Source organism: Ruegeria sp. AD91A (genome assembly GCF_003443535.1).
GTDB lineage: Bacteria > Pseudomonadota > Alphaproteobacteria > Rhodobacterales > Rhodobacteraceae > Ruegeria.
This window is the reverse complement of the sequence record NZ_CP031946.1, coordinates 395,930-420,489: the sequence shown is the minus strand read 5'-3', so window position 1 is coordinate 420,489 and position 24,560 is coordinate 395,930. Positions and strand designations below refer to the sequence as shown.

The following is a 24,560-nucleotide window of genomic DNA, read 5'->3' as shown; positions in this document are numbered from 1 at the left end:
TCAGCGGCGCTCCAACTCTTGCAGTTTCAGCCCGACCCACCACAGCAAGGCTATCGTGCCAAAGGGAACCAGACACAGCAGGCACCAGTATTTGTTGATCCCGAAGAACGGCAAAATCTTCACCATCGGAATGATGGTCAGCGCAGACAGGATCAGCCACCAGATGCCACCCATTATTCGGTCTCCTGTTTCTCATCCCCCGGCAGAATGTAGTTCGCACCCTCCCACGGGGACATGAAATCAAACTGTCGGTATTCCTGCACCAGGCTGACCGGCTCGTAGACCACGCGCTTTTGCGCCTCATCATAGCGCACTTCGGTATAGCCGGTGGTCGGGAAATCCTTGCGCAGTGGGTAACCACGGAACCCATAGTCGGTCAGGATGCGCCGCAGGTCCGGATGGCCCGAGAACAGGATGCCGAACATGTCGAACACCTCACGCTCGAACCAATTGGCCGAGGGGTGCACGTCAACGATCGACGGCACCATGTCGTCTTCACGGATCGAGACCCGCAGCCGGATGCGCTGGTTCTGGTACATCGAAAGGAAGTGATACACCACGTCGAACCGCTTGGCGCGCTCGGGGTAATCCACGCCGGTGATATCCACCAGAGTCGAGAATTTGCAGTTCTGGTCGGATTTCAGGAATTCGACGAATTCCACGAGATTCGACGGTGCCACGTCCACGTTCAGTTCGCCGTGGGTTACGTCCCATGACAGAACACAATCAGACCGTTTCAGCTCCAACTGTGTGCCGAGTTCCTTGAGTGCTTCGCTCATCAGCTCTCTCCTCAGCGGACAATTGTGCCGGTACGGCGGATTTTACGCTGCAGCTGCATCAGGCCATACAACAAGGCCTCAGCCGTCGGAGGGCAGCCGGGCACGTAGATGTCCACAGGAACAACCCGGTCACATCCACGCACGACGGAATAAGAATAGTGGTAATACCCACCGCCATTCGCGCAGGAGCCCATCGAGATCACATAGCGTGGCTCAGGCATCTGGTCATAGACCTTGCGCAAAGCCGGGGCCATCTTGTTGGTCAGTGTTCCTGCCACGATCATCACATCCGACTGGCGCGGGGACGCCCGAGGCGCGATACCAAACCGTTCTGCATCATAACGTGGCATAGAGGTATGCATCATCTCAACCGCGCAGCAGGCCAGACCAAAGGTCATCCAATGCAGCGAGCCAGTGCGCGCCCAGTTGATGATGTCTTCGGTCGAGGTCAGCAGAAAACCTTTGTCCTGCAACTCGGCGTTCAGGGCCTGGGTGGCGACTTCCTTGTCGACACCGGCAGTGTTGGCACCTGTCATCACTCCCATTCCAGCGCCCCCTTCTTCCATTCATAGGCAAAGCCGATGGTCAGAACGCCCAGGAACACCATCATGGACCAGAACCCGACATCGCTGATGTCCTTGAAGCCCACCGCCCAGGGAAACAGGAAAGCAATTTCCAGATCGAAGATGATGAACAGAATCGAGACCAGATAGAATCGGACGTCGAATTTCATCCGCGCGTCGTCGAAGGCATTGAAACCACATTCATATGCGCTGACCTTTTCGGGGTCGGGATTGCGGACGGCCAGTACGACGGCGGCTAGGATCAAGACGATCCCAAGGCCCACGGCAACGGCCAGAAACACCAGAATCGGGAGGTACTCCCGCAGCAGGTCTTCCACGAATAGCTCCTTTCCTGCGCACGCATCTTGTCGGGTGCGCCGTCAATTGGCATGTTGACTGGACATTCTCTATCCCTGCGGGGTCAGAGGGTCAACCGAACACAGCCCCCTTCGCAATCAAACCTGCGCTTGACAGCGCGGCATAGAATCGCAGTACCAGCGTTTGGCTTTAGCTTGGCGGAACCTGGTAAAACCTACTTATTCCATGCAGGTTTTCGTTTTTCAAAAAACGCCGCGATCCCTTCGCCTGCCTCTTGTGTTTCCCACCGTTCGACCAGCTCGCCTATGGTCTGATCGATCACGGCATCGTCGATGCGCGGACCCAGAGAGCGTACCAGCGCCTTGGCAGAGGCAACCGCCCCGGGCGCGCAAGACAAATAGGGGCGAATTTCGTCTTCAACCGCGTCCGAAAGCCGATCTGCCGAAACGGTTTTCGCCAGCAGGCCCAGATCAACGGCCTCGGAAGCATCGAACAAACGGGCTGACATGAACACCCGGCGCGCGCGGGCTTCGCCCATGCGGGCGATGACATAGGGGCCAATTGTTGCGGGGATCAGTCCCAGGCGCGTTTCGGTCAACCCCATCTTCAGACTGTCGACCCCAATCGCGACATCGCACACGGCTGCCATTCCCACACCGCCACCGAAGGCATTGCCCTGCAACGCCCCAATCAAAGGCTTTGGTATTGTGTTCAGAGCCTGCAACATCTCGGCCAGCTTGCGCGCCTCGACAAAACGCGTCTTTTTGTCGGCCGCCATCTGGTCCTGCATCCATCCCAGATCACCGCCGGCGCAGAACGTCTTTCCCGCCGCTGCCAGAACGACCACTCGGACAGCGTCATCCGGACCCAGTTGTGATGCAGCCTCGGTCAATTCAGTGATCATTTGCCCCGACATGGCGTTGTGTTTTTCCGGCCGGTTCAGAGTGAGTGTGGCGACACCACGCACATCTGTCGTGATCGTGATCGTTTCAAACATGTCAGCCTCTCAAAGCCCTGGCCATCTGCGCCGCCTCTTCAATCACGTCGATATCCAGACCGGTTTCGTATCCCAGGCGATGCAAGTGCGCCACAACAGCCTCGGTGGCTACGTTTCCTGCGGCACCCGGGGCGTAGGGGCAACCGCCCAACCCGCCCACGGCTGCGTCAAACACCCGCACACCAAGCGCCAATGCAGCGTCGATATTATCGATCGCACGCCCATTGGTGTCATGAAAATGCCCCGCCAATCGCGTCACCGGAACCCTCTCGCGAACCGCCAGAAGCATGTGCGCGACCTTATCCGGCGTCCCCTGTCCAATCGTGTCGCCCAGTGAAACCTCATAACAGCCCAGCGCAAAAAGCCGATCAGCGACCTCGGCCACTTTTTCGGGCGGAGTCGGACCGTCGTATGGGCAATCCGTCGCGCATGAGACATAACCGCGAACAGGCAGGTCGACATGCCGCGCCGCCTCCAGAATCGGCGTAAACCGCTCAATCGACTCGGCGATAGAGGCATTGATATTGGCCTTTGAGAATCCTTCGGAGGCCGAGGCAAACACGGCGATCTCGTCCGCCTTGGCCGCCAGCGCATCGCCATATCCATGCATGTTCGGCGTCAGCGCGGCATAGCGCACCCCATCCACTCGGGTGATTCCGCCCAGAACCTGAGCCGATCCCGCCATCTGCGGCACCCATTTCGGAGAGACAAAGCTTGCGACCTCGATCCTGCGGAAACCCGCACGGCTGAGGCAGTCGACCAAGGCGATCTTGTCTGACACCGGTATCTCGCGCTTTTCGTTCTGCAGCCCGTCGCGCGGCCCGACCTCGTAGATTTCGACCAGGTCACCCATGTCGCCCCTCCTTCTGGATTGTTGTCGCTTCAAACAAAGATCGTCTGACCTTTGCACGCCGCGTTGCGCGGGTACAGGTCAAGCTTCTTCCTCCAACCTCACCAAGGCAGCCCCGGCTTCGACCTGCGAACCGTCCTCGACCAGCACCTCGGCAACAACCCCGTCCCGCGCCGCAAGCAGAGAATGCTCCATCTTCATCGCTTCCAAAATGGCCAGACGATCACCTTCCTGTACGGTTTGTCCCGCTGTGGCAAAGACGGCTTTGACCAGACCGGGCATAGGAGCCTCGATCACATTGGTGTCGCCTGTGGTGCTGGCATCCCGGTCCAGCGGATCGATGATGTCGAAGCTCTGACCGTTGTTGGTGAAAACCGTCAGTGTCCCATTGTTTGCAGCAACGCGAGGCATTTGCCTACCGTTCAACGCCCATCGCCCGGCGGCACGTTCCGCAACAACGCGATCCTCGCCAATCTGCCAAATCTGGCGATCCGGCCCGTCGACCTGCACGTCCAACTTCAGCACTTCATCGTTACTGGACAGTTGCACAGCGCGATGCAGCGGCGCCCAGAGAGAAAACCCGGTTTCCGGGTCGACATCCACAAGATCCAGTGCAGTCATCGCAGCTGCGACTGCCGTTGCAACCGATGGCTCAGGTTCCTGTACCAACGCTTCGATATCTCGACCGATAAGCCCCGTATCGACATCGCCCGAGGCAAATCCTTCGTGACGCGTCAACGCGCCCAGAAAAGCCAGATTTGTGACAGTACCTGCAACTTCAGTCTGTTGCAGCACCCGGTTCAACGTCTCAAGCGCGACGGCGCGTGTCGATCCATGCACCACTACTTTGGCGATCATCGGGTCATACCACGGGCTGATCGTGTCCCCCGCGCGAACGCCGCTATCGGCGCGACAATTGGCAGGGAAAACCAGATGAGTCAGCGTTCCCGTCGCTGGCAGGAACCCTTTCGGAACGTCCTCGGCATAAAGCCGGGCCTCAAATGCATGGCCGGAGATCGCCAGATCATCCTGTTTTTTGGGAAGGTTTTCGCCTGAGGCTACGCGCAACTGCCATTCGACCAGATCAATGCCTGTGATGGCCTCTGTTACCGGGTGTTCCACCTGCAGGCGCGTGTTCATCTCCATGAACCAGAACCTGTCTGGGCGCAGCCCTTCAGAGGCATCAACGATGAACTCGACCGTGCCTGCGCCTTTATAGCCGATCGCCTCGGCGGCGCGAACGCCCGCCTGCCCCATAGCCTCACGCATTTCGAATGTCATACCCGGGGCCGGGGCTTCTTCGATCACCTTCTGGTGGCGGCGTTGCAACGAGCAGTCGCGTTCAAACAGATGCACTGCATGCGTACCATCGCCAAAGACCTGAACCTCGATATGACGGGGCTTGGCCACGAATTTCTCGACCAGCACGGCATCATTGCCGAAGGCGGTCCGGGCCTCACCCCGCGCGCTGTCCAGCGCGGCCGCGAAGTCCTCCGGTTTCTCGACCAGCCGCATCCCCTTGCCGCCGCCGCCTGCGACGGCCTTGATCAGAACCGGATAGCCTATCGTGTCCGCCGCACCTGCCAGATGTTCGGGGTCTTGATTGTCCCCGTGATAACCTGGCACGACTGGCACGCCGGCCTGCTCCATCAACACCTTGGCCGCGTCCTTGAGGCCCATCTTGCGGATCGCATCCGCCGAGGGGCCGATAAAGGTCAGACCCGCAGCCTGAACCGCATCCACGAAACCGGGGTTTTCTGAAAGAAACCCATAGCCCGGATGGATCGCCTGTGCGCCGGTATCCAGCGCCGCCTGTATGATCACATCGCCCTTCAAATAGCTATCTGCCGGGGCGGGACCGCCAATATGAACCGCCTCGTCCGCCATCTGAACATGTTTAGCCGCCGCGTCCGCATCGGAATAGACAGCAACGCAGGACACGCCCAACTTCTGAGCCGTCTCCATCACCCGGCAGGCGATCTCACCCCGGTTGGCAATCAGGATTTTACTGAACATGTCTTTCACCCTTCCACTGCCAGATCTTCGACGAGACGGAACCGTTCGCACACGAGTTTCATCTCGGGATCAAAGCCGCCGTTTCGTTGGAAATAACGGCGATGATCTTCGCGCCATCCTTCAAGCGTTTCATTCTCACCTTCAGCCAAAGCGAATTCCTCGGTCACATTACAATAACGCTGGATCGAGACATCGACGGTTTCAATGACCAAAGCCGGTGTGTCATCCCAGTTCAGCGCAATATCGCGTCGACCGGGCTTCGGCATTTCAGGACTGCCGTCTGGATAGTTGCAGAGCGCATCGCAGGTCGCTGTTTTACGGCCAGAACGGACCAAAGCCAGAAGCTCTGCACTCAGCAAGGGGTTGTCGCCGAATTTGAAGGTTTGCGCACCGGGATAGCGGGCCATGATGTCTTTCAAACTCTCGCTCATCTTACATCCTGAACACGCCGAAACGTGTCTCCTCGATCGGCGCATTCAGAGCGGCGCTCAGCGACAGCGCCAGCACATCGCGGCTTTTACGCGGGTCGATGATGCCGTCATCCCACAGACGGGCCGAGGCATAGAGTGGATGCGACTGTTCCTCGAACATATCCAGCGTCGGGCGTTTGAATTCGGCCTCTTCTTCTGCGGACCACGTGCCACCCTGCCGTTCTATCCCGTCGCGCTTGACGGTGGCCAGAACGCCAGCCGCCTGCTCACCACCCATCACCGAAATCCGCGAATTCGGCCAGGTCCACAGGAAGCGCGGCTGATAGGCGCGACCCGCCATGCCATAGTTCCCGGCCCCGAACGAGCCACCGACCAGCATCGTGATCTTGGGCACCGAAGTGGTCGCCACCGCCGTCACCATCTTGGCCCCATGCCGCGCGATCCCCTCGTTTTCGTATTTCCTGCCCACCATGAACCCGGTGATGTTTTGCAGGAACACAAGCGGGATTTTACGTTGCGAACACAGCTCGACAAAATGAGCGCCCTTCTGCGCCGCCTCAGAGAACAGCACGCCGTTATTGGCAACAATGCCAACCGGACAGCCTTTGACATGGGCGAAACCGGTCACCAGTGTCTCACCGAACCGAGGCTTGAACTCGTCAAAGCGCGAGCCATCGACCAACCGCGCAATCACCTCGCGGATATCATAGGGGGTGCGCAGATCAGCAGGGACAACGCCCAGGATTTCCTCGGGGTCATAAGCCGGGTCTTCGGGGCTGGCCCAATCCACCGTCTGCGGTTTGCGCAGGTTCAGCGACCCCACCGCACGGCGAGCCAAGGCCAGCGCGTGGGCATCATCCTCGGCCAGATAGTCTGCCACACCAGACAGGCGCGTGTGCACGTCGCCGCCGCCCAGATCTTCAGCGCTGACGACCTCGCCCGTCGCCGCCTTGACCAGAGGCGGGCCGGCCAGAAAGATCGTACCCTGTTCTTTCACGATGATGGTCACATCGGACATCGCGGGCACATAGGCGCCGCCCGCCGTGCACGAGCCCATCACGACGGCGATCTGAGCGATCCCCTTCGCGCTCATCCGCGCTTGGTTATAGAAGATACGGCCAAAGTGGTCGCGGTCCGGGAAGACCTCATCCTGATTGGGAAGGTTCGCACCGCCGCTATCGACCAGATAGATGCAGGGCAGATGGTTTTCCTCGGCGATCTCCTGCGCGCGGAGGTGTTTTTTGACGGTCATCGGATAGTAAGTGCCGCCCTTCACGGTGGCATCGTTGCACACCACCATGACCTCGCGCCCTTGTACCCGGCCAATACCCGCGATCACCCCGGCACAGGGCGCGGCATCGCCATACATCCCGTGCGCCGCCGTCGCGCCGATTTCGAGAAACGGAGACCCGGCATCCAGCAGGTTCGCCACCCGGCGTCTGGGAAGCATCTTGCCCCGAGAGACGTGCCGCGCGCGAGATTTCTCACCACCGCCCATGCGAGCCGCTTCAGCAGCTTCGGAGATTTGCGCCAGCGCGTCGAGATGGGCGGTGCGGTTTGCTTTGAAGCCCTCGGAGGTGGGCATGGCTTTGGATGTGAGTTTCATTCTTCTTTTAAACCTCCTGGCGCATCTGACAATCGTTCAAGGTCTCTGGCTGCGCTCCATCGCACTACGATATTAAAAGTCTCACACATAAACTCTGTCATCTGAGAGCAGTCCGGATCAAATTCATCGTTTCTGAATTCCTCCAAACGACGCGGGTAAGACCATTTCTTAAAGCCGCTCAAACCTGCCACTTGATCAGGCAAGCCCTCTGCGATTTCTTTGGTTTTTGCCAGAAGATGAGCGTTCAATTTCTCAATACAAACGCGCCTTTCCACGGGCGGATGTCCAAGTTCGCAGTAGTCATATGCCGAAGACATACATCGAGTATCCATTTCGTTAGCTATGAGGGTGCCGGACAGCGCTGTGCAACCGTCAAACCAAGTAGGGACATCCAGCGTTTCTATCGTTTCCTCAGCAGCTAGCGGAGCGGTAGCACCAAAGGTCAATACAAACAGTGTCAGCAGTCGCTTCATTCATGTACTTCCTCAGCCGCCCGCGCCTTCAACTCCTTGCGGATCACCTTCCCCGTCACCGTCATCGGCAGTTCCTCCAGAAACGCCACCTCGCGTGGATAGGAATACTGCGCCAGACGGTCCTTGACCCACTTCTGCAACTCGGCACCCGTGGCCTCAGCACCCGGTTTCAACACCACATAAGCCTTCACGATCTCGGTCCGCAGCGGGTCAGGCTTGCCGACTACGCCGACCGTTGCGACCGCCGGGTGGGTCAGCAGGCAATCCTCAATCTCTGCGGGGCCAATGCGATAACCGGCTGAGGTGATCACGTCGTCATCGCGACCGACAAAGCGCAGATAGTCCCCCTCCCAAACACCACGATCCCCGGTGATCAACCAATCACCCCGGAACTTCTCAGCCGTCGCCTCGGGTCGGTTCCAGTATTCCAACAGCATCGAGGCCGAGCCGCGCCGGATGGCGACATCGCCTTCCTCGCTGGTCGGGTTGCCGTCATCGTCGATCACCGCGACCTCATGCCCGGGCACCGGCTTGCCGATGCAGCCGGGTTGAACGGGGAAATCCTTGGCGCAGGAGGATACGACCATATTGCATTCGGTCTGGCCGTAGAACTCGTTGATCGTCAGTCCAAACGCACCTTGGCCCCAGGCTAGCATCTCGGCCCCCAGCGGCTCACCCCCGGACGCGACCGAGCGCAAACCGGGGATCGCCTGATCCGCGGCCTTGAGCATCCGCAGCGCGGTCGGGGGAAAGAAAGCATTCCGCACCCCGCCCCGCGCAATGATTTCGGCGCAGGCTTCGGGGGTGAACTTCTCAAGCCGTGCCGCGACAACCGGGATACCCAGCGCAAGGCCCGGCATCAGCACATCGAACAGCCCGCCGATCCACGCCCAATCCGCCGGGGTCCAAAGGCAGTCTCCTTCGCGCAGGTGATTGTGGCTGATCGAGACGCCAGGCAGATGCCCGGTCAGAACCCGGTGCCCATGCAGCGCGCCCTTCGGGCTGCCCGTGGTGCCTGAGGTATAGATCAATACAGCCGGATCTTCAGGCCCGGTCGCTGCAAACGGTACAGCCGGACCCGCCTCGCCAATTTCGGATGCAATCAGAGGTTCGGCCAGATCGCCCAGCAGATCCGCCCCTTCGGCATCGGTCAGCACGATCTGAACGCCTGCATCGCCAGCCCGCGACCGCAGCGCATCCTGCTTGAACAACTTGAACAAGGGCACCGAAGTCCCGCCGATCTTCCAGATTGCCAGATGCGCCGCTGTGCACCAGGGAGACTGGCTCAGCAGCACTCCGATCCGATCACCGGGCCGGACGCGGGCCAGCAGGGCGCGGGCAATCCCATCAGTCATTTGCGCCAGTTGCCCATAGGTTGTCAGCCGCCGCCCTGATCCGGTCAGATCGATAAGCGCCACCTGATCGGCCGGATGGTTCAGACATTGCTGCGCCATGTTCAGCCGGTCCGGTATGTCCCAACCTCCTTCTGAGCGCAAACCCGGTATGCGTTCAGCGTGCAGCAACGCGAATTCCCCTTGTTTTCCTGATGCTTCGCGACGTGATCTTGGGCGGACGCATCACGCAAACTTGATGCAGATCAGAGTGGCCGGACACCGCCTTTGCGAAACCAAGAGCATCAACATAACCAAAGGCAAGAATATGACAAAGAAACTCGCCGCTTTGACACTGTCTACTGCACTGGTCGCCCTGGCGGCTCCAGCTTTGGCCCAGTCGCAAGGGGACTGGACGCTGGGTATCGGTGTTGGCTATCTGGACCCGAAATCCGACAACGGCACGCTGGCTGGTGCGGCAGCAACGATCGACGCGGACACCCGCCCGATTTTCACTGCTGAGTACTTTATTCGCGACAACCTGGGTATCGAGCTTTTGGCTGCGACCCCGTTCAAACACACCGTTGCCCTTGGCGGTACGGACGCGGCCACGGTCAAGCAGTTGCCGCCCACCTTGTCGCTGAACTATCACTTCCCGACCAACAGCGCCTGGAAACCCTATGTCGGTGCCGGCCTCAACTATACGATCTTCTTCGACGAGCAATCGCCCCTGGGTAACATCAAGGTCGATGACTCCTTCGGCGTCTCGTTGCAGGCCGGTCTGGATTACATGGTCACCGACAACGGGGCGATCCGCCTGAACGTGCGCTGGTTCGACATTGACTCGGACGTCTCGCTCAACGGCGCCCCCATCGGCACCGCGGAAATCGATCCCTGGCTGGTCGGTGTTTCCTACGTCCATCGGTTCTGATCCCGTCTCCAAAACGCCCTGCGGTTTCCTCATCCGCAGGGCGTTTTTTGCTCTCAGAGCATTTCATTCATCATTTCGCGGCCGATCAGCATCCGGCGAATCTCGCTGGTGCCTGCGCCGATTTCCATGAGCTTGGCATCCCGGAAAATCCGGCTGACCGGCGCATCCGACAGGAAACCCGCCCCGCCCAGCGCCTGAACCGCCTGATGGGCCTGAACCATCGCCTGTTCCGACGCGTAAAGGCAGCACGCCGCCGCATCCTGCCGGGTCACATCGCCCCGATCACAGGCTTTGGCCACCTCGTAGACATAGGCCCGCGCCGAATTCATCGCGGTGTACATGTCGGCAATCTTGCCCTGCATCAACTGAAAGCTGCCGATGGGTCTGCCGAACTGCTTGCGCTCAGCCACATAGGGCATCACTTCGTCCAGGCAAGCGGCCATGATGCCGGTCCCGATGCCGGCCAGCACGACCCGTTCATAATCCAGCCCCGACATAAGCACGGCCACACCCTTGCCCTCTTCGCCCAACACGTTCTCGAACGGGACCTCTACGTCTTCAAAGATAAGCTCAGCCGTGTTCGATCCGCGCATACCCAGCTTGTCGAAATGGGGCGAGGTCGAAAAACCCTTCATCTCTTTTTCGATCAGAAATGCCGTGATGCCCTTCGATCCGGCATCGGGATTCGTCTTGGCATAAACCACCAGAGTATCCGCGTCCGGTCCATTGGTGATCCAGTATTTATTGCCATTCAAGCGGTAATGGTCGTTACGCTTTTCAGCGCGCAGCTTCATCGACACCACATCCGACCCGGCCGAGGGCTCTGACATTGCCAGCGCCCCTACATGCTCCCCGGAAATCAGGCGTGGCAGGTATTTCTGCTTCTGCTCGTCGGTGCCGTTCAGCTTGATCTGGTTCACGCACAGGTTGGAATGAGCCCCGTATGACAAGGAAACCGAGGCCGATGCACGCGCAACCTCTTCCACGGCGATCGTATGCGCCAGATAAGACATGCCTGCACCGCCATACTCTTCAGGCACGGTGACACCCAACAGACCAAGCTCTCCCATCTCTTTCCACAGCTCGTTCGGAAAGGCATTCGTGGCGTCGATCTCAACCGCCATCGGCTTGACACGCTCCTGCGCCCAGCGATGCACCATCTCGCGCAGGGCATTCACATCCTCACCCAGATCGAACTTCATCGTGGCCATGAACATCTGCGTCTTCCCTCCGCTTTAATGAACAAGTGTTCAATAAATCTCTAGCAGCGAATCTGTTCCCGGTCAATCTTTGTGACAGCTCGTCTGAAATGGAAAACGCCGCCCGAAACAGGCGGCGTTTCAAAAGATCGAGCGTGCGCCGCAGGCGCACTCCGCTTAGTTAAGACTGATAAACCGCACTCACTTCAGCCCGGATGATCCGGGCGATCAATCGACAATCCTCCAGGGAAAACGTCAAAGGCACGCGCATATCCATCACGCCGGCCAGAACGCGGTCACTTTCAGGCATCCGCTGGCTTTCAAAATATCGCCAACTGTCATAGCGCGACGTGAAACCTGTCGGCTCAGCACCTCCGAACCACTTCAGCTCAACCCCACGAGCCGCGCAACGGCTGATGACTTCAGCTATCCGTTCAGGCGACCAATCCAGCAACAGAAACTGGATCGAAGACCCAACATAGGTTTCCGCCTCGGGCCGCTCGACAATCGTCAGGCCCGGAGTGCCGCGCAACCCGGTTTCGATCTCGCGATAGCGCTCGTTCCACCGGCCCACCTGCCGGTCCAGATCCCGCAATTGCGGGCGCAGGATCGCCGCGCGCAAATTGTCCATCCGGCCCGAGACATTGGGTGTGGTGTACTTGATCCGCTCGAACACTTCTGGCCCCGGGGCGGCCAAGTGGCGTTCATACAGCATGTATGACCCCGACAACATCGTGGCCTTGGCCGCCAGTTCCTCGTCATCGGTGACCAGCAAGCCCCCTTCGCCCGAATTGACATGCTTGTAGGTCTGACAGGAATAACACCCGATTGCACCCTGCCGCCCCGACAACTGACCGCGCCAGGCTGCACCCATCGTGTGTGCGCAATCCTCGATCACGATCACGCCGGCTGCGTCACACATCTGCATTAGCCGGTCCATATCACACAGATGTCCGCGCATATGGCTGAGCATCAGAACACGAGCCTGATCCAGCTTGACCTCAAGATCATCCAGATCAATTGTCAGGCCGTCCGTCACACCGACAAAGATTGCCCGCCCTCCGACTGAGGCAATCGACCCCGGCACCGGCGCCAGTGTAAACGCATTGGTCAGAACCGAATCTCCGGGTTGCACGCCAACCGCGCGCAAGGCTGTGGCCAGAGCGTAACCGCCAGACGAAACCGCCAGGCAGTATTTGGCCCCCATCTGGGCGGCAAATTCCTGCTCCAGCAAGGCCGTTTCCCCCAACTCTCCGGGGGCGACATTGTAACGATGCAGACGCCCATGGCGCAGAACGGCCAGAGCCGCGTCGATTGCATCTTCCGGAAGGGGTTCCTGCTGCGTAAAGCTGCCAGAGAATACGTCGGTCATGGTCTTGTTCTGAGGCTCCGAAAGGGTCCGGTCAAGGTTTCAGGCTGCCGCACCGATCAGATCGGGCACGAGGCCGGGCAAATCATCAAAATGATGCAGCAGTGCTTCGGGTTCCAAAGCCGCCATGTCATCCCCCGATGGGCCGAAGGTAACCAGCACCGAAGGAACGCCTGCCGCTTTTGCGGTATTGCGGTCAGTATCCGAATCTCCGACCAGCACGCACCAGTCCGGATCGCCCCCGGCACGGCGCGCAGCTTCCCGCAGCGGGGCCGGGTCCGGTTTGCGGACCGGCAGCGTATCGGCCCCGACCAAAGAAGCAAAACGGTCCCGCACCCCCATGCGTGTCAGCAACAATTCGGCCAGATGTTCCGGTTTGTTTGTGCAAATGCCAACACCGTAACCTGCGTTGCTCAGCAACTCGACCGCCTGTAGTGCCCCGGGATAGAAACTGGTGTGGGTGTCGATGTCCCGAGCATAAGCTTCAAGCAGAACTGGATAGTAGGCCTGGACTGTATCCTCGTCATAGGCCCCGACACGTTTTAACCCGTGGGTCAACATCATGCGTCCACCTCGCAGCGCTATACCTGCATCTGCGCCATGGACCAGTACATCTCCGTGCCCCATCGCGCGGAAACAATGGTTCGCAGCGGTCAGCAAATCGCCGGATGTATCCGCCAAAGTACCATCCAGATCGAAGATGACGGTGCGCATTTCGCCCCCTTGCTCGGCGGGTTTTCGCCGTGTCCTGTTTCAATCGGCAATCTTGTTTGATGGCCGAACGGCTTGCGCCTTTGACCTCAGCGGATAAAACGGACCGCAACAAAACACAAAGAGAAAACGATTTCATGAGCAATGCCCTTGTCATCCTTGCCGCCGGAAAAGGCACCAGGATGAATTCGGATCTTCCCAAAGCCCTGCATCCCATCGCTCAGGTTCCGATGCTGATCCATGCGATGCGCGCCGGATCCGTCCTGTCGCCCGAACGTACTGTGATCGTTACCGGCCACGGGTCCGAAGCTGTGGCCAAGGCTGCAATGGCCGAGGATGAAGATGTACGAATCGCCGTTCAGGAAGACCAGTTGGGAACAGCCCATGCGGTCGCTCAGGCCCGGAACGCATTGAGTGGATTCGATGGCGATGTGGTTGTTCTTTACGGCGACACCCCGTTCTTGCAGCCTGACACGCTGGAAAGGATGATCGATGCACGGTCAGGGAATGACTTGGTCATTCTTGGCTTTGAGGCGGTCGACCCTGCCCGTTATGGCCGGTTGGTCATGAATGGCGATGTGCTGGAACGCATTGTCGAGTTTAAAGATGCTTCCGATGAAGAACGATGCATAACTTTCTGCAATTCAGGGCTTTTGGCCTGCAATGCGCAGCTGCTGTTTTCGTTGATCGATGAGGTCGGAAACGACAACGCTTCGGGCGAGTACTATCTGACTGACGTGGTTGAAATTGCGCGCAGCCGTGGACTGAACGTGACCGCTGTCGCTTGCGATGAGGCACAGACACTGGGCGTGAACTCTCGCGTTGATCTGGCCGCTGCAGATGCCGTGTTTCAGGCGCGCGCCCGAGCTGAGCTTCTTGACCTGGGCGTCACATTGATGGCTCCAGAGACGGTGTACCTGGCTGCGGATACGGTGGTCGGGCGCGATACGGTGATCGAACCGAATGTGGTGTTCGGACCGGGCGTCACTGTTGAAAGCGGCGCGACGATCCGGGCCTTTTCGCATCTTGAGGGCTGCCATGTCAGCCGGGGCGCGGTCGTCGGCCCCTACGCTCGCCTGCGCCCCGGCGCCGAACTCGCTGAAAACACTCGGGTCGGCAATTTTGTCGAGATCAAGAATGCCGAAATCGCCGAAGGCGCAAAGGTCAATCACCTCAGCTATATCGGTGACGCGTCCGTTGGCGCTGCGACCAACATCGGCGCGGGGACGATCACCTGTAACTATGACGGCGTGATGAAGCATAAAACCACGATTGGTGAGAACGTCTTTATCGGCTCGAACACCATGCTGGTTGCCCCGGTTACTGTAGGAGATGGGGCGATGACCGCAACGGGCACTGTCGTGACCAAGGATGTGGACCCGGAGGCATTGGCCGTGGCCCGCGCCAAGCAGGAAAACAAGCCCGGATATGCGCGTAAATTGTTTGATATGTTGAAGGCGAAAAAGGCTCGCCACGATAAAAAGGCCTGAGAAATGTGTGGAATAGTAGGTGTTTTGGGGCAGCACGAGGCCGCCCCCATTCTAGTAGAAGCCCTGAAACGGCTGGAATATCGCGGCTATGACAGCGCCGGGATTGCAACCGTCAACGACGGCGCATTGGGCCGGCGGCGCGCGGTTGGCAAGCTGGTCAACCTCAGCGACCTACTGGTGCATGATCCTCTTCCCGGAAAATCCGGCATTGGCCATACCCGCTGGGCCACACATGGTGCCCCGTCAGTCAACAATGCACATCCGCACAAGGCGGGCCCGGTGGCCGTCGTTCATAACGGCATCGTCGAAAACTATCGCGACCTGAGGGCCGAACTAGCCGAACATGGTATTGATTTCCAAACCGAAACCGACACGGAAACGGTTGCTCTTATGACTGAACACCACCTGAACTTGGGCCTGCCCCCGGTTGAGGCCGCATTCAAGACAATCGACCAGTTGGAAGGCGCATTTGCACTGGCCTTTCTGTTCGACGGTGAGGACGACCTGATCGTGGCGGCCCGCAAGGGATCACCACTGGCCATCGGCCATGGGGATGGTGAGATGTATGTGGGGTCTGATGCCATTGCTCTGGCCCCGCTGACCAATCAGATCACATATCTGGAAGAAGGCGACCGCGCGGTTCTGACCAGGACGTCACTTGAAATCCGCAACGAGGCCGGTGAGCTGGCAAACCGGGAAAAGCACAAGATCAAGCTGGATCATGCGCGCGCGGACAAGGGCGAACACAAGCACTTCATGGCCAAGGAAATCGCTGAACAGCCCATCGTTGTGGCGGAAGCAATCCGGTCCTACCTGCCCACGAGCGGCGACCGCGTGGTGCTGCCGGACACGGATCTGGATTTCAGCAAGCTGGATCGCCTGACCATGGTGGCCTGTGGCACCGCGTTTTACGCCTGCCTGACCGCGAAGTACTGGTTCGAACAACTGGCCAAAATGCCCGTAGAGGTCGATATTGCCAGCGAGTTCCGCTATCGCGAACCTCCGATCACGGACCGGACGCTGGCCCTGTTCGTCAGCCAGTCGGGCGAAACCGCCGATACCCTGGCGGCTCTGCGCTATTGCGAGGGCAAGGCCGACAAGATCGTTTCGGTCGTCAACGTCCCCGAAAGCTCGATCGCACGGGAAAGCGATATCGCCTTGCCGATCCATGCCGGTGTCGAGATCGGCGTCGCCTCGACCAAGGCCTTCACCTGCCAGTTGAGCGTGCTGCTGATGCTGGCGCTCAAGGCCGCCGCAGACCGGGGCACGCTGACGGATGAGCAAATCGCCGATCATGCCGCTGCGCTGCGTGGGTTGCCGACTGTACTGAACGCGGCACTCGATCAGAACCGGGCAATCCGCAAGGCCGCCCAACGCCTGTCCGAGGCGCGCGACGTCCTGTTTCTGGGCCGTGGCCTGATGTATCCGCTGGCAATGGAAGGCGCGCTGAAGCTCAAGGAAATCAGCTATATCCACGCCGAAGGATACGCGTCGGGAGAGTTGAAACACGGCCCTATCGCCCTGATCGACAAGCATATGCCCGTGGTTGTCATGGCTCCACGTGATACGGTTTTCGACAAGACCGTCTCGAACATGCAGGAAGTGATGGCACGGAAAGGTAAAGTGATCCTTGTCTCTGATGATGATGGCATTGACGAGGCCGGCGACGGTGTCTGGAGCACCATCCGCATGCCACATGTTCACACCAGCCTTGCACCGATCCTCTACTCGGTGCCCGCACAATTGCTGGCCTATCACACGGCTGTTGCCAAGGGCACGGATGTGGATCAACCGCGCAATCTGGCGAAGTCGGTAACGGTGGAGTGATTTATGGCCAAGCAGTTCCCGCAGCTTGATGATGCGCATCAAAAGTTCATTGAAGAACAGCATATGTTCTTCGTCGGCACCGCCGGGGCCAAAGGTCGGGTCAATGTTTCCCCAAAAGGAATGGACTCGCTGCGTGTACTGGGACCAAACCGCATTGTCTGGATGAACCTCACTGGCAGTGGCAACGAAACTGCGGGGCATCTTTTGCAGGTCAACCGGATGACGCTGATGTGGTGTTCTTTCACAACGCGGCCGATGATTCTTCGCACCTATGGCACAGCGCGTTGCCTGCATGTTGGCAACGAAGGTTGGGACGACCTTGCCGGTCTCTTCCCAAGTCACCGCAGTGCACGGCGAATCTATGACCAGTCGATCGAGATGGTACAAACCTCCTGCGGCTATGCCGTGCCTTTCATGGAATTCCAATCCGACCGCGACACGATGCAGAAATGGGTGGATGGAAAATCAGATGAGGAAATCCGTTCCTATTGGATGGAAAGGAACGGCCAGACGATTGATGGGAAACCAACAGGCGTTCCATTGTGATCCCCATGCTGACCGGATATCTCGATCAGATCAAAGCGCATGGTGACCCCGAACGGGCGAGCCAGATGGCTAGTTATCATAAGGCGGATCGCATCTATCTGGGCGTCGCAAACCCGGTTCTCAACGACCTGACCAAGGCGTGGCGGCAAGAACTGGATGTGCCGGCGCGGATCGCATTGGCGGACGCGTTATGGCAAACAAACATCCACGAAGGGCGTCTTGCTGCATCCAAGCTTTTGACACAGGCGCGCATCCGACCTGACGCGACGGTTTGGGACTTGCTTCAAAGCTGGCTGCCGGATTTCGATGCATGGGCCGTCGCGGATCACGCGTGCATGGCTATGCAAAAGCGGCTTTCAGCAGATCCTGACCGACTGGATCAGGTTGAACATTGGACCCAGTCCGATCACATGTGGACCCGACGCGCGGCCCTGGTTGCAACCCTGCCCTGGACCAAACAGAACCACCCCAAGCCCGACGACCTGCACCGCCGTGATCGCATCCTTGGCTGGGCTGCCGGATATGTTCCGGACCGCAACTGGTTCATTCAGAAATCCATCGCCTGGTGGCTGCGAGAGTTATCCAAACACGACCCAAAGCGTGTCATCACCTTTCTGAGCCAACACGGCGATACCATGAAACCCTTTGCCCGCCGTGAAGCAGGTAAATACCTGAAAAATCAATCTGCGTAGACTTCGACCTCAACGAGTTCGTCGAAAGGCACCAACAACGCCCTCATAGCGTCCAGAGACAAGCGGCTGCCGCTACTGTCCGGGCCTGAGACCGGGACCAAAGTGATGTAGGCCTGCGCCCCTGTTCGTGGCACCACTACGCGCGCCGTAACTTCGGTGTCCACCAGCGGTGTCTGCATCCAGCGCCCCGGAGTGGTCGGATCCCCAAGCCCGGCTATGGTGGTTTTCGCCCCGACCCAGTTTGGCCGCGCGGAAACCGGTTCGGGTTGCAGCACCTCTTCAGCAACTGCGGTACCAACTTCAGCGTCGGGTGCCGTCTGGGCAGGCGCGTCGCCACCGCCTAAAACTCGGTCAGTCGTTGACCGCACGGCGTCGCATCCAGCCATGACCACAAATAGTAAAACAAGTGTTTTTTTCATGGCTGACACCTACAGCCCTGCGCCCATCTGTTCCAGCGCAAAGCACAGTTCGCCCTTGTCGCGGGCATGTTACGGCTTTACCTATTACACCATGACAGCTCCGCTCATCGACCCGTTTGCCCGCGCCATTACGTATCTCCGCGTCTCCGTCACGGACCGCTGCGACTTCCGCTGCGTGTATTGCATGTCCGAAAACATGACCTTTCTGCCCAAGAAAGACCTGCTGACACTGGAAGAACTGGACCGGATGTGCTCGACCTTCGTCAGGATGGGTGTCGAAAAGCTGCGCATCACGGGTGGTGAGCCGTTGGTGCGTCGGAATATCATGACGTTCTTCAACTCGATGACACGCCACCTGGACAGCGGTGCATTGAAAGAACTGACGCTGACAACAAATGGATCGCAACTGCACCGCTTCGCCGAAGACCTGTATGCCGCTGGCGTACGGCGGGTGAATGTCTCTCTGGATACATTGGACGATGACAAGTTTGCCAAGGTCACGCGCTGGGGTCGCCTGAAACAGGTATTGGACGGAATTGACGCCGCGCAAAAGGCTGGCCTGCGGATCAAGATCAACGCGGTCGCGCTGAAAGGGTTCAATGAACCCGAACTTCCGAAAATCACGGACTGGTGTGCCGAGCGGGACATGGATCTGACCTGGATCGAAGTCATGCCTATGGGCGATATCGGCAACGAAGACCGCCTGGATCAGTACTGGTCGCTCAAAGACGTGCGGAAAGAATACGAAAACCACTATTCGGTCACCGATCTGGCCGAACGCACCGGTGGCCCGGCCCGTTACGTGCGGCTCGAGGAAACCGGCCAGAAAATCGGCTTTATCACGCCGCTGTCGCACAATTTCTGTGAAAGCTGCAACAGGGTTCGCCTGACCTGCACGGGCGAACTTTACATGTGCCTGGGTCAGGAGGATATGTCTGACCTGCGCGGAGCCCTGCGCGATCACCCTGATACCGAACAGCCACTTGAAGACGCGATCCGATCTGCCATCAATCTCAAGCCCAAGGGGCATGACTTCGACTATTCGCGCCAAGCCGTCGATGGCAGGATGAGCCGTCACATGAGTCACACAGGCGGCTGATATGCCGGATCACAACGGCCGCCCCACGGCGTTGTATCATGTGTACTGCACCCTCACGTCTCTTGCAGCACCTCTGATATGGCGAATTGTTCGGAATAAGTTGCGGGCAGCAAACGTACCTGTTGAGCGGCAACAAGAACGACTTGGACATGCCAGCCTGCCTAGGCCAAATGGGCGTTTGATCTGGTTCCACGCCGCCAGCGTTGGCGAAAGCCTTTCGGTCCTCAGCCTGATCAGACGGCTGGCTGACCGCCTGCCCGAAACCGAATTTCTAATCACCTCCGGCACCCCGACCTCAGCGGCTCTTATCGAAAAACGCCTGCCGCCCCGCACACGGCATCAATACCCGCCGCTTGACACGGCAGGTCCCGTCCGGCGCTTTCTGAGCCATTGGCAACCAGAGGGCGGGGTTTTCGTCGAAAGTGAAATCTGGCCACGGTTGATTGTTGAAAGTGCCAAACGCGGCATTCCGCTCGCCCTTCTGAATGCACGACTGTCGGACAAGTCCGTCGCTGGCTGGAAAAAGCGCCCCGAAACAGCGCGGTTCGTCTTGAACAAATTTAACCTGTTCCTGACGCAGAACGACAAAACCGCAGCCAACCTGACGTCGATGGGTGCCCCTGCCGATCGCGTCCGGCCCGGCACCAATCTCAAAGCCATGTCCGATCCCCTTCCCGTGGACCACAACACGCTGGATGACATACGTTCTAAAGTCTCTGGCAGACCGGTGTGGATCGCCAGCTCGACCCACGCAGGCGAAGAGGAAAGCGTTCTGGCCGCGCATAAATCACTTCTGGAACGCTGGCCCGATCTGCTGCTGCTGCTGATCCCGCGCCACCCAGAGCGCCGCGGCGATATCGCCAAACTACTGGAAGCCTCCGATCTCAACGCCGCGTTCCGATCCGAAAATTCCCCGATCAAAGCCGAGACCCAGGTATATGTCGCGGATACACTGGGTGAGACCGGCACATGGTACGCGCTTTGTCCCATCGTGTTCCTGGGTGGCTCCCTGAAAGACATCGGCGGTCACAACCCATTCGAACCGGCACAGGCCGGAGCCGCCGTGATTACCGGCCCCGGATACTTCAATTTTGCAGAAACTTTCGCGCCGTTGATCAAAACCGGTGGCGCCATGGAGGTTCGAACCGAAAAGGATCTCTCCGCGGCGGTCGAGCATTGGCTTTCAGACGGTCAGGCCCTGAAAAAGGCCCGCAGCGCCGCCCAAACCTGCGTCAAGACCCAAAGCAAAGCGCTGGACTCTGTTGTTGACACGCTATCCTGTTCGCTCGACCTGACGTGACCGGGCGGGATCCCTCTTCATCTGGCCAAAAGTATCCCGGGGGTGTGGGGGCAGAGCCCCCACTCGTCCGATCAGGCCGCCGGCATACGCTGCTCAACGATCTCTGCCCACCAGCTGCACCCGGCGGGAATCGCCTCATCGTTGAAGTTGTACTCCGGGTGGTGAACCATGGCCGTATCGCCGTTACCCATTAAAATATAGGCCCCGGGACGTTCCTCCAGCATGAAGGCAAAGTCCTCGCCTCCCATGACCAAAGGCGCATCGTCACAATCGCCGGATACCGACCGGGCAACAGCTGCGGCGAACTCTGTCTGTTCTTCACTGTTCACCATCACCGGGTACCCGCGGATGTAGGTCACGTTTGCGGTGCCTCCGAACGTGGCCGCGATTCCATTGCAGATCTCATTGATCCGCTTTTCGGCCAGATCCCGCGTATCCTTGCTCATGGTGCGCACGGTGCCTTTGATCTGAACAGTCTGCGGGATCACATTGAACGCTTTCGACGAGGTCTCGAACGACGTCACCGACACCACGACCTGATCGATCGGATCGGCATTGCGCGAGGAAATGGTCTGAAGCGCCAAAACCGCCTGCGCAGCCAGTACCGTGGTGTCTACTGTTTCATGCGGCTTGGCAGCATGACCACCTCGCCCTTCAAAAGTGATGTCAAACTGATCGGTTGCGGCAAAGAAGGAACCGGGACGGATTGCGAACTTACCTACAGGTTGTCCGGGCCAATTATGCATCCCGTAGACCTCCTGAATATTCCAGCGGTCCATCATGCCATCTTCGCACATTTCGCGACCACCGCCGCCGCCTTCTTCGGCAGGCTGGAAGATCACAACAACCGTGCCATCGAAGTTGCGGGTTTCGGACAGGTATTTCGCAGCACCCAACAGCATCGCCGTATGGCCATCATGGCCACACGCATGCATCGCGCCCGGCGTTTTCGAGGCATAGTCCAACCCTGTCGCCTCATGAATCGGCAGCGCATCCATATCTGCCCGCAGACCGATCACCTTGCCCGCACTGTCCGACTTGCCTTTGATCACACCCACAACGCCGGTACGTCCGATTCCAGTGACGACCTCGTCGCAGCCGAACTCTTTCAGCTTCTCGGCCACCACTGCGCTGGTGCGATGGGTCTCAAACAGGATTTCCGGGTTTTCGTGCAGATCCCGTCGCCACGCGGTGATTTCATCCTGCAATTCGGCAAAGCGGTTTTTGACTGGCATATCTTCTCTCTCCTAATTCAAGCCGCCGGCATCCGGCGCTCGACCATTTCTGCAAACCACGAACATCCGATCGGGATGATCTCGTCGTTGAAGTTGTATTCGGGGTGGTGCAACCCGGCGCTGTCACCGTTGCCCAGAACGATAAAGGCTCCGGGCCGTTCCTCCAGCATGAACGAGAAATCCTCACCCCCCATCACCATCGGTGCCTCGATGCAGCTGCCCCCGACCGAGACCGCGGCTTCTGCCGCATATCCCGTTTGAGTTTCGGCGTTGATCGTCACCGGCACGCCACGCGTGTAGTTGACGTTCACGGAACCACCGAATGTTCCTGCAATCCCTTCGGCGACCTCTTTGAGGCGCTGTTCGATCAGATCACGCATCTCGTTGGAATGGGTCCGCACGGTACCGCGTATCTGCGCCGATTGCGGGATCACGTTGAACGCTTTCGAGGACGTCTCGACCGAGGTCACGGACAACACGGTTTGCAGGATCGGGTCCGCATTGCGCGACACGATCGTCTGCAACGCGACAATCAGTTGCGACAGCATCACGGTTGTATCGACCGTCTCATGGGGTTTTGCCGCGTGGCCTCCGCGCCCTTCAAGATGGATGTCAATCTCGTCCGCCGCCGCCAGCAACGGGCCTGAGCGGATTGCGAATTGCCCGGTCGCCACGCCCGGCACATTGTGCATCGCGTAAACTTCCTGAATGCCAAACCGGTCCATCAGACCGTCCTTGCACATGGCCTCTGCGCCATTCCCGCCCTCTTCGGCGGGCTGAAAGATCACGATTGCGGTGCCATCGAAATTGCGCGTCTCAGACAGGTACTTAGCCGCTCCCAAGACCATGGCAGTATGCCCGTCATGCCCGCAGGCATGCATCGCATTTGGTGTTTTCGAGGCATAGTCCAGCCCGGTCTGTTCCTGCATCGGCAGGGCATCCATATCGGCCCGCAAACCAATCACGCGGCCCTGCGTGTCGCTTTTGCCGCGAATAACCCCGACCACGCCGGTACGCCCGATGCCGGTTACGACCTCGTCACAGCCGAATTCCTTCAGTTTGTCGGCCACCAGTGCACTGGTGCGGTGCGTGTCGTACAGGATTTCCGGATGTTGGTGAATGTCACGCCGCCAACCTGTGATCTCTTCGTGCATCTCTGCGAGGCGGTTTTTGATCGGCATGGCATTCTCCCTGATTTAAGCGACGCGCAATCGTCGTTCCACGATCTCGGCAAACCAGCTACAGCCGGCGGGAATCGCGTCGTCGTCAAAGTTGTATTCCGGGTGATGGCACATGGCCGTGTCCCCGTTCCCGATAAAGATGTAGGCTCCGGGCCGTTCTTCAAGCATGTAGGCGAAATCTTCCGAGGGCATGATCGGATCAGTGTTGTCATTGACCTTGCCCGCGACGGCCTCGGCTGCCTCGGCAGCGTATGTTGTCTCTGTCTCGGAATTTACCGTCACAGGATACCCCGGCGTCCAGACAACTTCCGCCTTCGCTCCAAAGGCCGAGGCCGTATCCTCGGCGATCCTGCGCACGCGCTCTTCTGCTATCGTGCGGTATTCTGGGTCGAGTGTCCGGACGGTCCCCTGCAAACGGACGGTGTGCGCGATCACGTTCGACGCGACGCTGTCCGTTTCGAACGTGCCCACGGTCAGGACGACGCGTTTGATCGGATCGACGGTGCGCGCCACAACCGATTGCAACGACACGACAATATGCGAGGCCACCAAAGTCGTGTCTACCGCGTCATGCGGTGCGGCGGCGTGTCCGCCCTTGCCGGTGATCGTGATTTCGAACTCATCAGATGAGGCCAACAATGCGCCGGGTCGGATCGCGAACTCGCCCACTGGCAACCCCGGCATATTGTGCATGCCATAGACCTCATCAATGCCCCAGCGTTCCATCAGGCCGTCCCGACACATGGCCAGACCGCCTGCACCGCCTTCTTCTGCGGGCTGAAAAATCAGAACAACAGTGCCATCGAAGTTTCGGGTTTCAGCCAGGTACTGGGCGGCCCCAAGCAGCATCGAGGTATGCCCGTCATGCCCGCAGGCGTGCATCTTGCCCGAAACGGTAGAAGCATAGTCCAGCCCAGTCGCCTCTTCGATCGGCAGTGCGTCCATATCTGCGCGCAGTCCGATTACGCGCCCGGTCGTGTCCTGCCGCCCGCGGATAACGGCCACGACACCGGTCTTGCCAATTCCCGGAGTGATCTCATCAACACCAAACTCCTTGAGGCGCTCGACGACAAAAGCAGCGGTTTCGTGCACGTCATACATCAATTCAGGATGCGCATGCAGGTGGCGGCGCCACGCGGCAATATCGCCGTGCATTTCTGCAAGTCTGTTTTTGACAGGCATCTCAAGACCTTCCTC

Annotated in this window: 25 protein-coding genes; 7 read left to right on the top strand and 18 right to left on the bottom strand. The window is 58.9% G+C overall.

Annotated features, from left to right (window positions below; translation table 11 throughout):
- The 11 genes from D1823_RS21815 to D1823_RS02045 form a co-directional block, all read right to left on the bottom strand.
- Positions 1–174 (bottom strand): hypothetical protein, encoded by a 174-nt coding sequence (locus tag D1823_RS21815; RefSeq protein ID WP_010442775.1) that lies wholly within the window; start codon positions 172–174, stop codon positions 1–3.
- Entirely contained in the window at positions 174–779 is a 606-nt protein-coding gene (locus D1823_RS02090) for an NADH-quinone oxidoreductase subunit C (RefSeq protein ID WP_117868397.1), read from the bottom strand. Before D1823_RS02090 ends, D1823_RS21815 begins: the two co-directional genes overlap by 1 nt.
- An 11-nt stretch (positions 780–790) precedes the next feature.
- Positions 791–1,324, bottom strand: a complete 534-nt coding sequence (locus D1823_RS02085; protein ID WP_010442777.1) for an NADH-quinone oxidoreductase subunit B family protein — start codon at positions 1,322–1,324, stop codon at positions 791–793.
- Positions 1,315–1,680 carry an NADH-quinone oxidoreductase subunit A gene (locus tag D1823_RS02080; RefSeq protein WP_050602775.1) on the bottom strand — a complete coding sequence of 122 codons (366 nt, stop codon included), beginning with the start codon at positions 1,678–1,680 and terminating at the stop codon, positions 1,315–1,317. Before D1823_RS02080 ends, D1823_RS02085 begins: the two co-directional genes overlap by 10 nt.
- Before the next feature lie 194 nt (positions 1,681–1,874).
- Positions 1,875–2,657, bottom strand: a complete 783-nt coding sequence (locus D1823_RS02075) for a crotonase/enoyl-CoA hydratase family protein (protein ID WP_117868396.1) — start codon at positions 2,655–2,657, stop codon at positions 1,875–1,877.
- Position 2,658: 1 nt separating this feature from the next.
- Positions 2,659–3,510 (bottom strand): hydroxymethylglutaryl-CoA lyase, encoded by an 852-nt coding sequence (locus tag D1823_RS02070; protein ID WP_117868395.1) that lies wholly within the window; start codon positions 3,508–3,510, stop codon positions 2,659–2,661.
- Positions 3,511–3,588: 78 nt separating this feature from the next.
- Positions 3,589–5,523, bottom strand: coding sequence for an acetyl/propionyl/methylcrotonyl-CoA carboxylase subunit alpha (locus D1823_RS02065; RefSeq protein WP_117868394.1), 1,935 nt, complete (start codon positions 5,521–5,523; stop codon positions 3,589–3,591).
- 5 nt (positions 5,524–5,528) lie between these two features.
- A complete protein-coding gene (locus D1823_RS02060) occupies positions 5,529–5,954 on the bottom strand; it encodes an ASCH domain-containing protein (protein WP_117868393.1) in 426 nt (141 codons plus the stop codon).
- 1 nt (position 5,955) lies between these two features.
- Complete coding sequence (locus D1823_RS02055) at positions 5,956–7,560, bottom strand: carboxyl transferase domain-containing protein (protein WP_117868392.1); 1,605 nt, start codon at positions 7,558–7,560, stop codon at positions 5,956–5,958.
- Positions 7,557–8,033 carry a hypothetical protein gene (locus tag D1823_RS02050; protein WP_117868391.1) on the bottom strand — a complete coding sequence of 159 codons (477 nt, stop codon included), beginning with the start codon at positions 8,031–8,033 and terminating at the stop codon, positions 7,557–7,559. The genes D1823_RS02055 and D1823_RS02050 overlap by 4 nt, the downstream gene beginning before the upstream one ends.
- On the bottom strand, positions 8,030–9,556 hold the full coding sequence (locus tag D1823_RS02045) for an AMP-binding protein (protein WP_117868390.1): 1,527 nt from the start codon (positions 9,554–9,556) through the stop codon (positions 8,030–8,032). The genes D1823_RS02050 and D1823_RS02045 overlap by 4 nt, the downstream gene beginning before the upstream one ends.
- A gap of 136 nt (positions 9,557–9,692) precedes the next feature.
- On the opposite strand from D1823_RS02045, the gene D1823_RS02040 reads away from it, so the two are divergent.
- Entirely contained in the window at positions 9,693–10,295 is a 603-nt protein-coding gene (locus D1823_RS02040) for an OmpW family protein (protein WP_117872632.1), read from the top strand.
- 53 nt (positions 10,296–10,348) lie between these two features.
- Here the strand turns inward: D1823_RS02040 and D1823_RS02035 are convergent, their stop codons facing one another.
- From D1823_RS02035 to D1823_RS02025, 3 genes are all read right to left on the bottom strand, one after another.
- Positions 10,349–11,512 carry an isovaleryl-CoA dehydrogenase gene (locus D1823_RS02035; RefSeq protein ID WP_117868389.1) on the bottom strand — a complete coding sequence of 388 codons (1,164 nt, stop codon included), beginning with the start codon at positions 11,510–11,512 and terminating at the stop codon, positions 10,349–10,351.
- Between the two features lie 163 nt (positions 11,513–11,675).
- Positions 11,676–12,866: a DegT/DnrJ/EryC1/StrS aminotransferase family protein gene (locus D1823_RS02030; protein WP_117868388.1), complete on the bottom strand. Its 1,191-nt coding sequence runs from the start codon at positions 12,864–12,866 to the stop codon at positions 11,676–11,678.
- 39 nt (positions 12,867–12,905) lie between these two features.
- Positions 12,906–13,577 carry an HAD-IA family hydrolase gene (locus tag D1823_RS02025; RefSeq protein WP_117868387.1) on the bottom strand — a complete coding sequence of 224 codons (672 nt, stop codon included), beginning with the start codon at positions 13,575–13,577 and terminating at the stop codon, positions 12,906–12,908.
- A gap of 134 nt (positions 13,578–13,711) precedes the next feature.
- Here D1823_RS02025 and glmU point away from each other — a divergent pair, with 134 nt between their 5' ends.
- The 4 genes from glmU to D1823_RS02005 are packed head-to-tail and all read left to right on the top strand — an operon-like array spanning position 13,712 to position 18,129.
- On the top strand, positions 13,712–15,064 hold the full coding sequence (glmU, locus tag D1823_RS02020; RefSeq protein ID WP_117872630.1) for a bifunctional UDP-N-acetylglucosamine diphosphorylase/glucosamine-1-phosphate N-acetyltransferase GlmU: 1,353 nt from the start codon (positions 13,712–13,714) through the stop codon (positions 15,062–15,064).
- A 3-nt stretch (positions 15,065–15,067) separates the two neighbouring features.
- Positions 15,068–16,891, top strand: coding sequence for a glutamine--fructose-6-phosphate transaminase (isomerizing) (gene glmS / locus D1823_RS02015; protein ID WP_117868386.1), 1,824 nt, complete (start codon positions 15,068–15,070; stop codon positions 16,889–16,891).
- 3 nt (positions 16,892–16,894) lie between these two features.
- Positions 16,895–17,437, top strand: coding sequence for a pyridoxamine 5'-phosphate oxidase family protein (locus D1823_RS02010; protein WP_117868385.1), 543 nt, complete (start codon positions 16,895–16,897; stop codon positions 17,435–17,437).
- A 5-nt stretch (positions 17,438–17,442) separates the two neighbouring features.
- Positions 17,443–18,129: a DNA alkylation repair protein gene (locus D1823_RS02005; RefSeq protein ID WP_117868384.1), complete on the top strand. Its 687-nt coding sequence runs from the start codon at positions 17,443–17,445 to the stop codon at positions 18,127–18,129.
- Here D1823_RS02005 and D1823_RS02000 read toward each other — a convergent pair.
- Positions 18,117–18,548 carry a hypothetical protein gene (locus tag D1823_RS02000; protein WP_117868383.1) on the bottom strand — a complete coding sequence of 144 codons (432 nt, stop codon included), beginning with the start codon at positions 18,546–18,548 and terminating at the stop codon, positions 18,117–18,119. The genes D1823_RS02005 and D1823_RS02000 overlap by 13 nt on opposite strands.
- A 91-nt stretch (positions 18,549–18,639) precedes the next feature.
- Between D1823_RS02000 and moaA the strand changes: the two genes are divergently transcribed.
- Together moaA and D1823_RS01990 are read left to right on the top strand one after the other, a co-directional pair.
- Complete coding sequence (gene moaA / locus D1823_RS01995; protein WP_117872627.1) at positions 18,640–19,647, top strand: GTP 3',8-cyclase MoaA; 1,008 nt, start codon at positions 18,640–18,642, stop codon at positions 19,645–19,647.
- Position 19,648: 1 nt separating this feature from the next.
- Positions 19,649–20,947: a 3-deoxy-D-manno-octulosonic acid transferase gene (locus D1823_RS01990; RefSeq protein ID WP_117868382.1), complete on the top strand. Its 1,299-nt coding sequence runs from the start codon at positions 19,649–19,651 to the stop codon at positions 20,945–20,947.
- Positions 20,948–21,018: 71 nt separating this feature from the next.
- Here D1823_RS01990 and D1823_RS01985 read toward each other — a convergent pair whose 3' ends face one another.
- The 3 genes from D1823_RS01985 to D1823_RS01975 are packed head-to-tail and all read right to left on the bottom strand — an operon-like array spanning position 21,019 to position 24,545.
- Entirely contained in the window at positions 21,019–22,182 is a 1,164-nt protein-coding gene (locus tag D1823_RS01985) for a M20 aminoacylase family protein (RefSeq protein ID WP_117868381.1), read from the bottom strand.
- Between the two features lie 17 nt (positions 22,183–22,199).
- Complete coding sequence (locus D1823_RS01980) at positions 22,200–23,363, bottom strand: M20 aminoacylase family protein (protein ID WP_117868380.1); 1,164 nt, start codon at positions 23,361–23,363, stop codon at positions 22,200–22,202.
- 15 nt (positions 23,364–23,378) lie between these two features.
- A complete protein-coding gene (locus D1823_RS01975; RefSeq protein ID WP_117868379.1) occupies positions 23,379–24,545 on the bottom strand; it encodes a M20 aminoacylase family protein in 1,167 nt (388 codons plus the stop codon).
- Positions 24,546–24,560 lie beyond the last annotated feature (15 nt).

Bases quoted from the DNA above. Each gene is read 5' to 3' on its own strand.
- D1823_RS21815 (WP_010442775.1), bottom strand. From the start codon at position 174: ATGGGTGGCATCTGGTGGCTGATCCTGTCTGCGCTGACCATCATTCCG.
- D1823_RS02090 (WP_117868397.1), bottom strand. From the start codon at position 779: ATGAGCGAAGCACTCAAGGAACTCGGCACACAGTTGGAGCTGAAACGG.
- D1823_RS02085 (WP_010442777.1), bottom strand. From the start codon at position 1,324: ATGGGAGTGATGACAGGTGCCAACACTGCCGGTGTCGACAAGGAAGTC.
- D1823_RS02075 (WP_117868396.1), bottom strand. From the start codon at position 2,657: ATGTTTGAAACGATCACGATCACGACAGATGTGCGTGGTGTCGCCACA.
- D1823_RS02070 (WP_117868395.1), bottom strand. From the start codon at position 3,510: ATGGGTGACCTGGTCGAAATCTACGAGGTCGGGCCGCGCGACGGGCTG.
- D1823_RS02065 (WP_117868394.1), bottom strand. From the start codon at position 5,523: ATGTTCAGTAAAATCCTGATTGCCAACCGGGGTGAGATCGCCTGCCGG.
- D1823_RS02060 (WP_117868393.1), bottom strand. From the start codon at position 5,954: ATGAGCGAGAGTTTGAAAGACATCATGGCCCGCTATCCCGGTGCGCAA.
- D1823_RS02055 (WP_117868392.1), bottom strand. From the start codon at position 7,560: ATGAAACTCACATCCAAAGCCATGCCCACCTCCGAGGGCTTCAAAGCA.
- D1823_RS02050 (WP_117868391.1), bottom strand. From the start codon at position 8,033: ATGAAGCGACTGCTGACACTGTTTGTATTGACCTTTGGTGCTACCGCT.
- D1823_RS02040 (WP_117872632.1), top strand. From the start codon at position 9,693: ATGACAAAGAAACTCGCCGCTTTGACACTGTCTACTGCACTGGTCGCC.
- D1823_RS02035 (WP_117868389.1), bottom strand. From the start codon at position 11,512: ATGTTCATGGCCACGATGAAGTTCGATCTGGGTGAGGATGTGAATGCC.
- D1823_RS02030 (WP_117868388.1), bottom strand. From the start codon at position 12,866: ATGACCGACGTATTCTCTGGCAGCTTTACGCAGCAGGAACCCCTTCCG.
- D1823_RS02025 (WP_117868387.1), bottom strand. From the start codon at position 13,577: ATGCGCACCGTCATCTTCGATCTGGATGGTACTTTGGCGGATACATCC.
- glmU (WP_117872630.1), top strand. From the start codon at position 13,712: ATGAGCAATGCCCTTGTCATCCTTGCCGCCGGAAAAGGCACCAGGATG.
- glmS (WP_117868386.1), top strand. From the start codon at position 15,068: ATGTGTGGAATAGTAGGTGTTTTGGGGCAGCACGAGGCCGCCCCCATT.
- D1823_RS02010 (WP_117868385.1), top strand. From the start codon at position 16,895: ATGGCCAAGCAGTTCCCGCAGCTTGATGATGCGCATCAAAAGTTCATT.
- D1823_RS02005 (WP_117868384.1), top strand. From the start codon at position 17,443: ATGCTGACCGGATATCTCGATCAGATCAAAGCGCATGGTGACCCCGAA.
- D1823_RS02000 (WP_117868383.1), bottom strand. From the start codon at position 18,548: ATGAAAAAAACACTTGTTTTACTATTTGTGGTCATGGCTGGATGCGAC.
- moaA (WP_117872627.1), top strand. From the start codon at position 18,640: ATGACAGCTCCGCTCATCGACCCGTTTGCCCGCGCCATTACGTATCTC.
- D1823_RS01990 (WP_117868382.1), top strand. From the start codon at position 19,649: ATGCCGGATCACAACGGCCGCCCCACGGCGTTGTATCATGTGTACTGC.
- D1823_RS01985 (WP_117868381.1), bottom strand. From the start codon at position 22,182: ATGCCAGTCAAAAACCGCTTTGCCGAATTGCAGGATGAAATCACCGCG.
- D1823_RS01980 (WP_117868380.1), bottom strand. From the start codon at position 23,363: ATGCCGATCAAAAACCGCCTCGCAGAGATGCACGAAGAGATCACAGGT.
- D1823_RS01975 (WP_117868379.1), bottom strand. From the start codon at position 24,545: ATGCCTGTCAAAAACAGACTTGCAGAAATGCACGGCGATATTGCCGCG.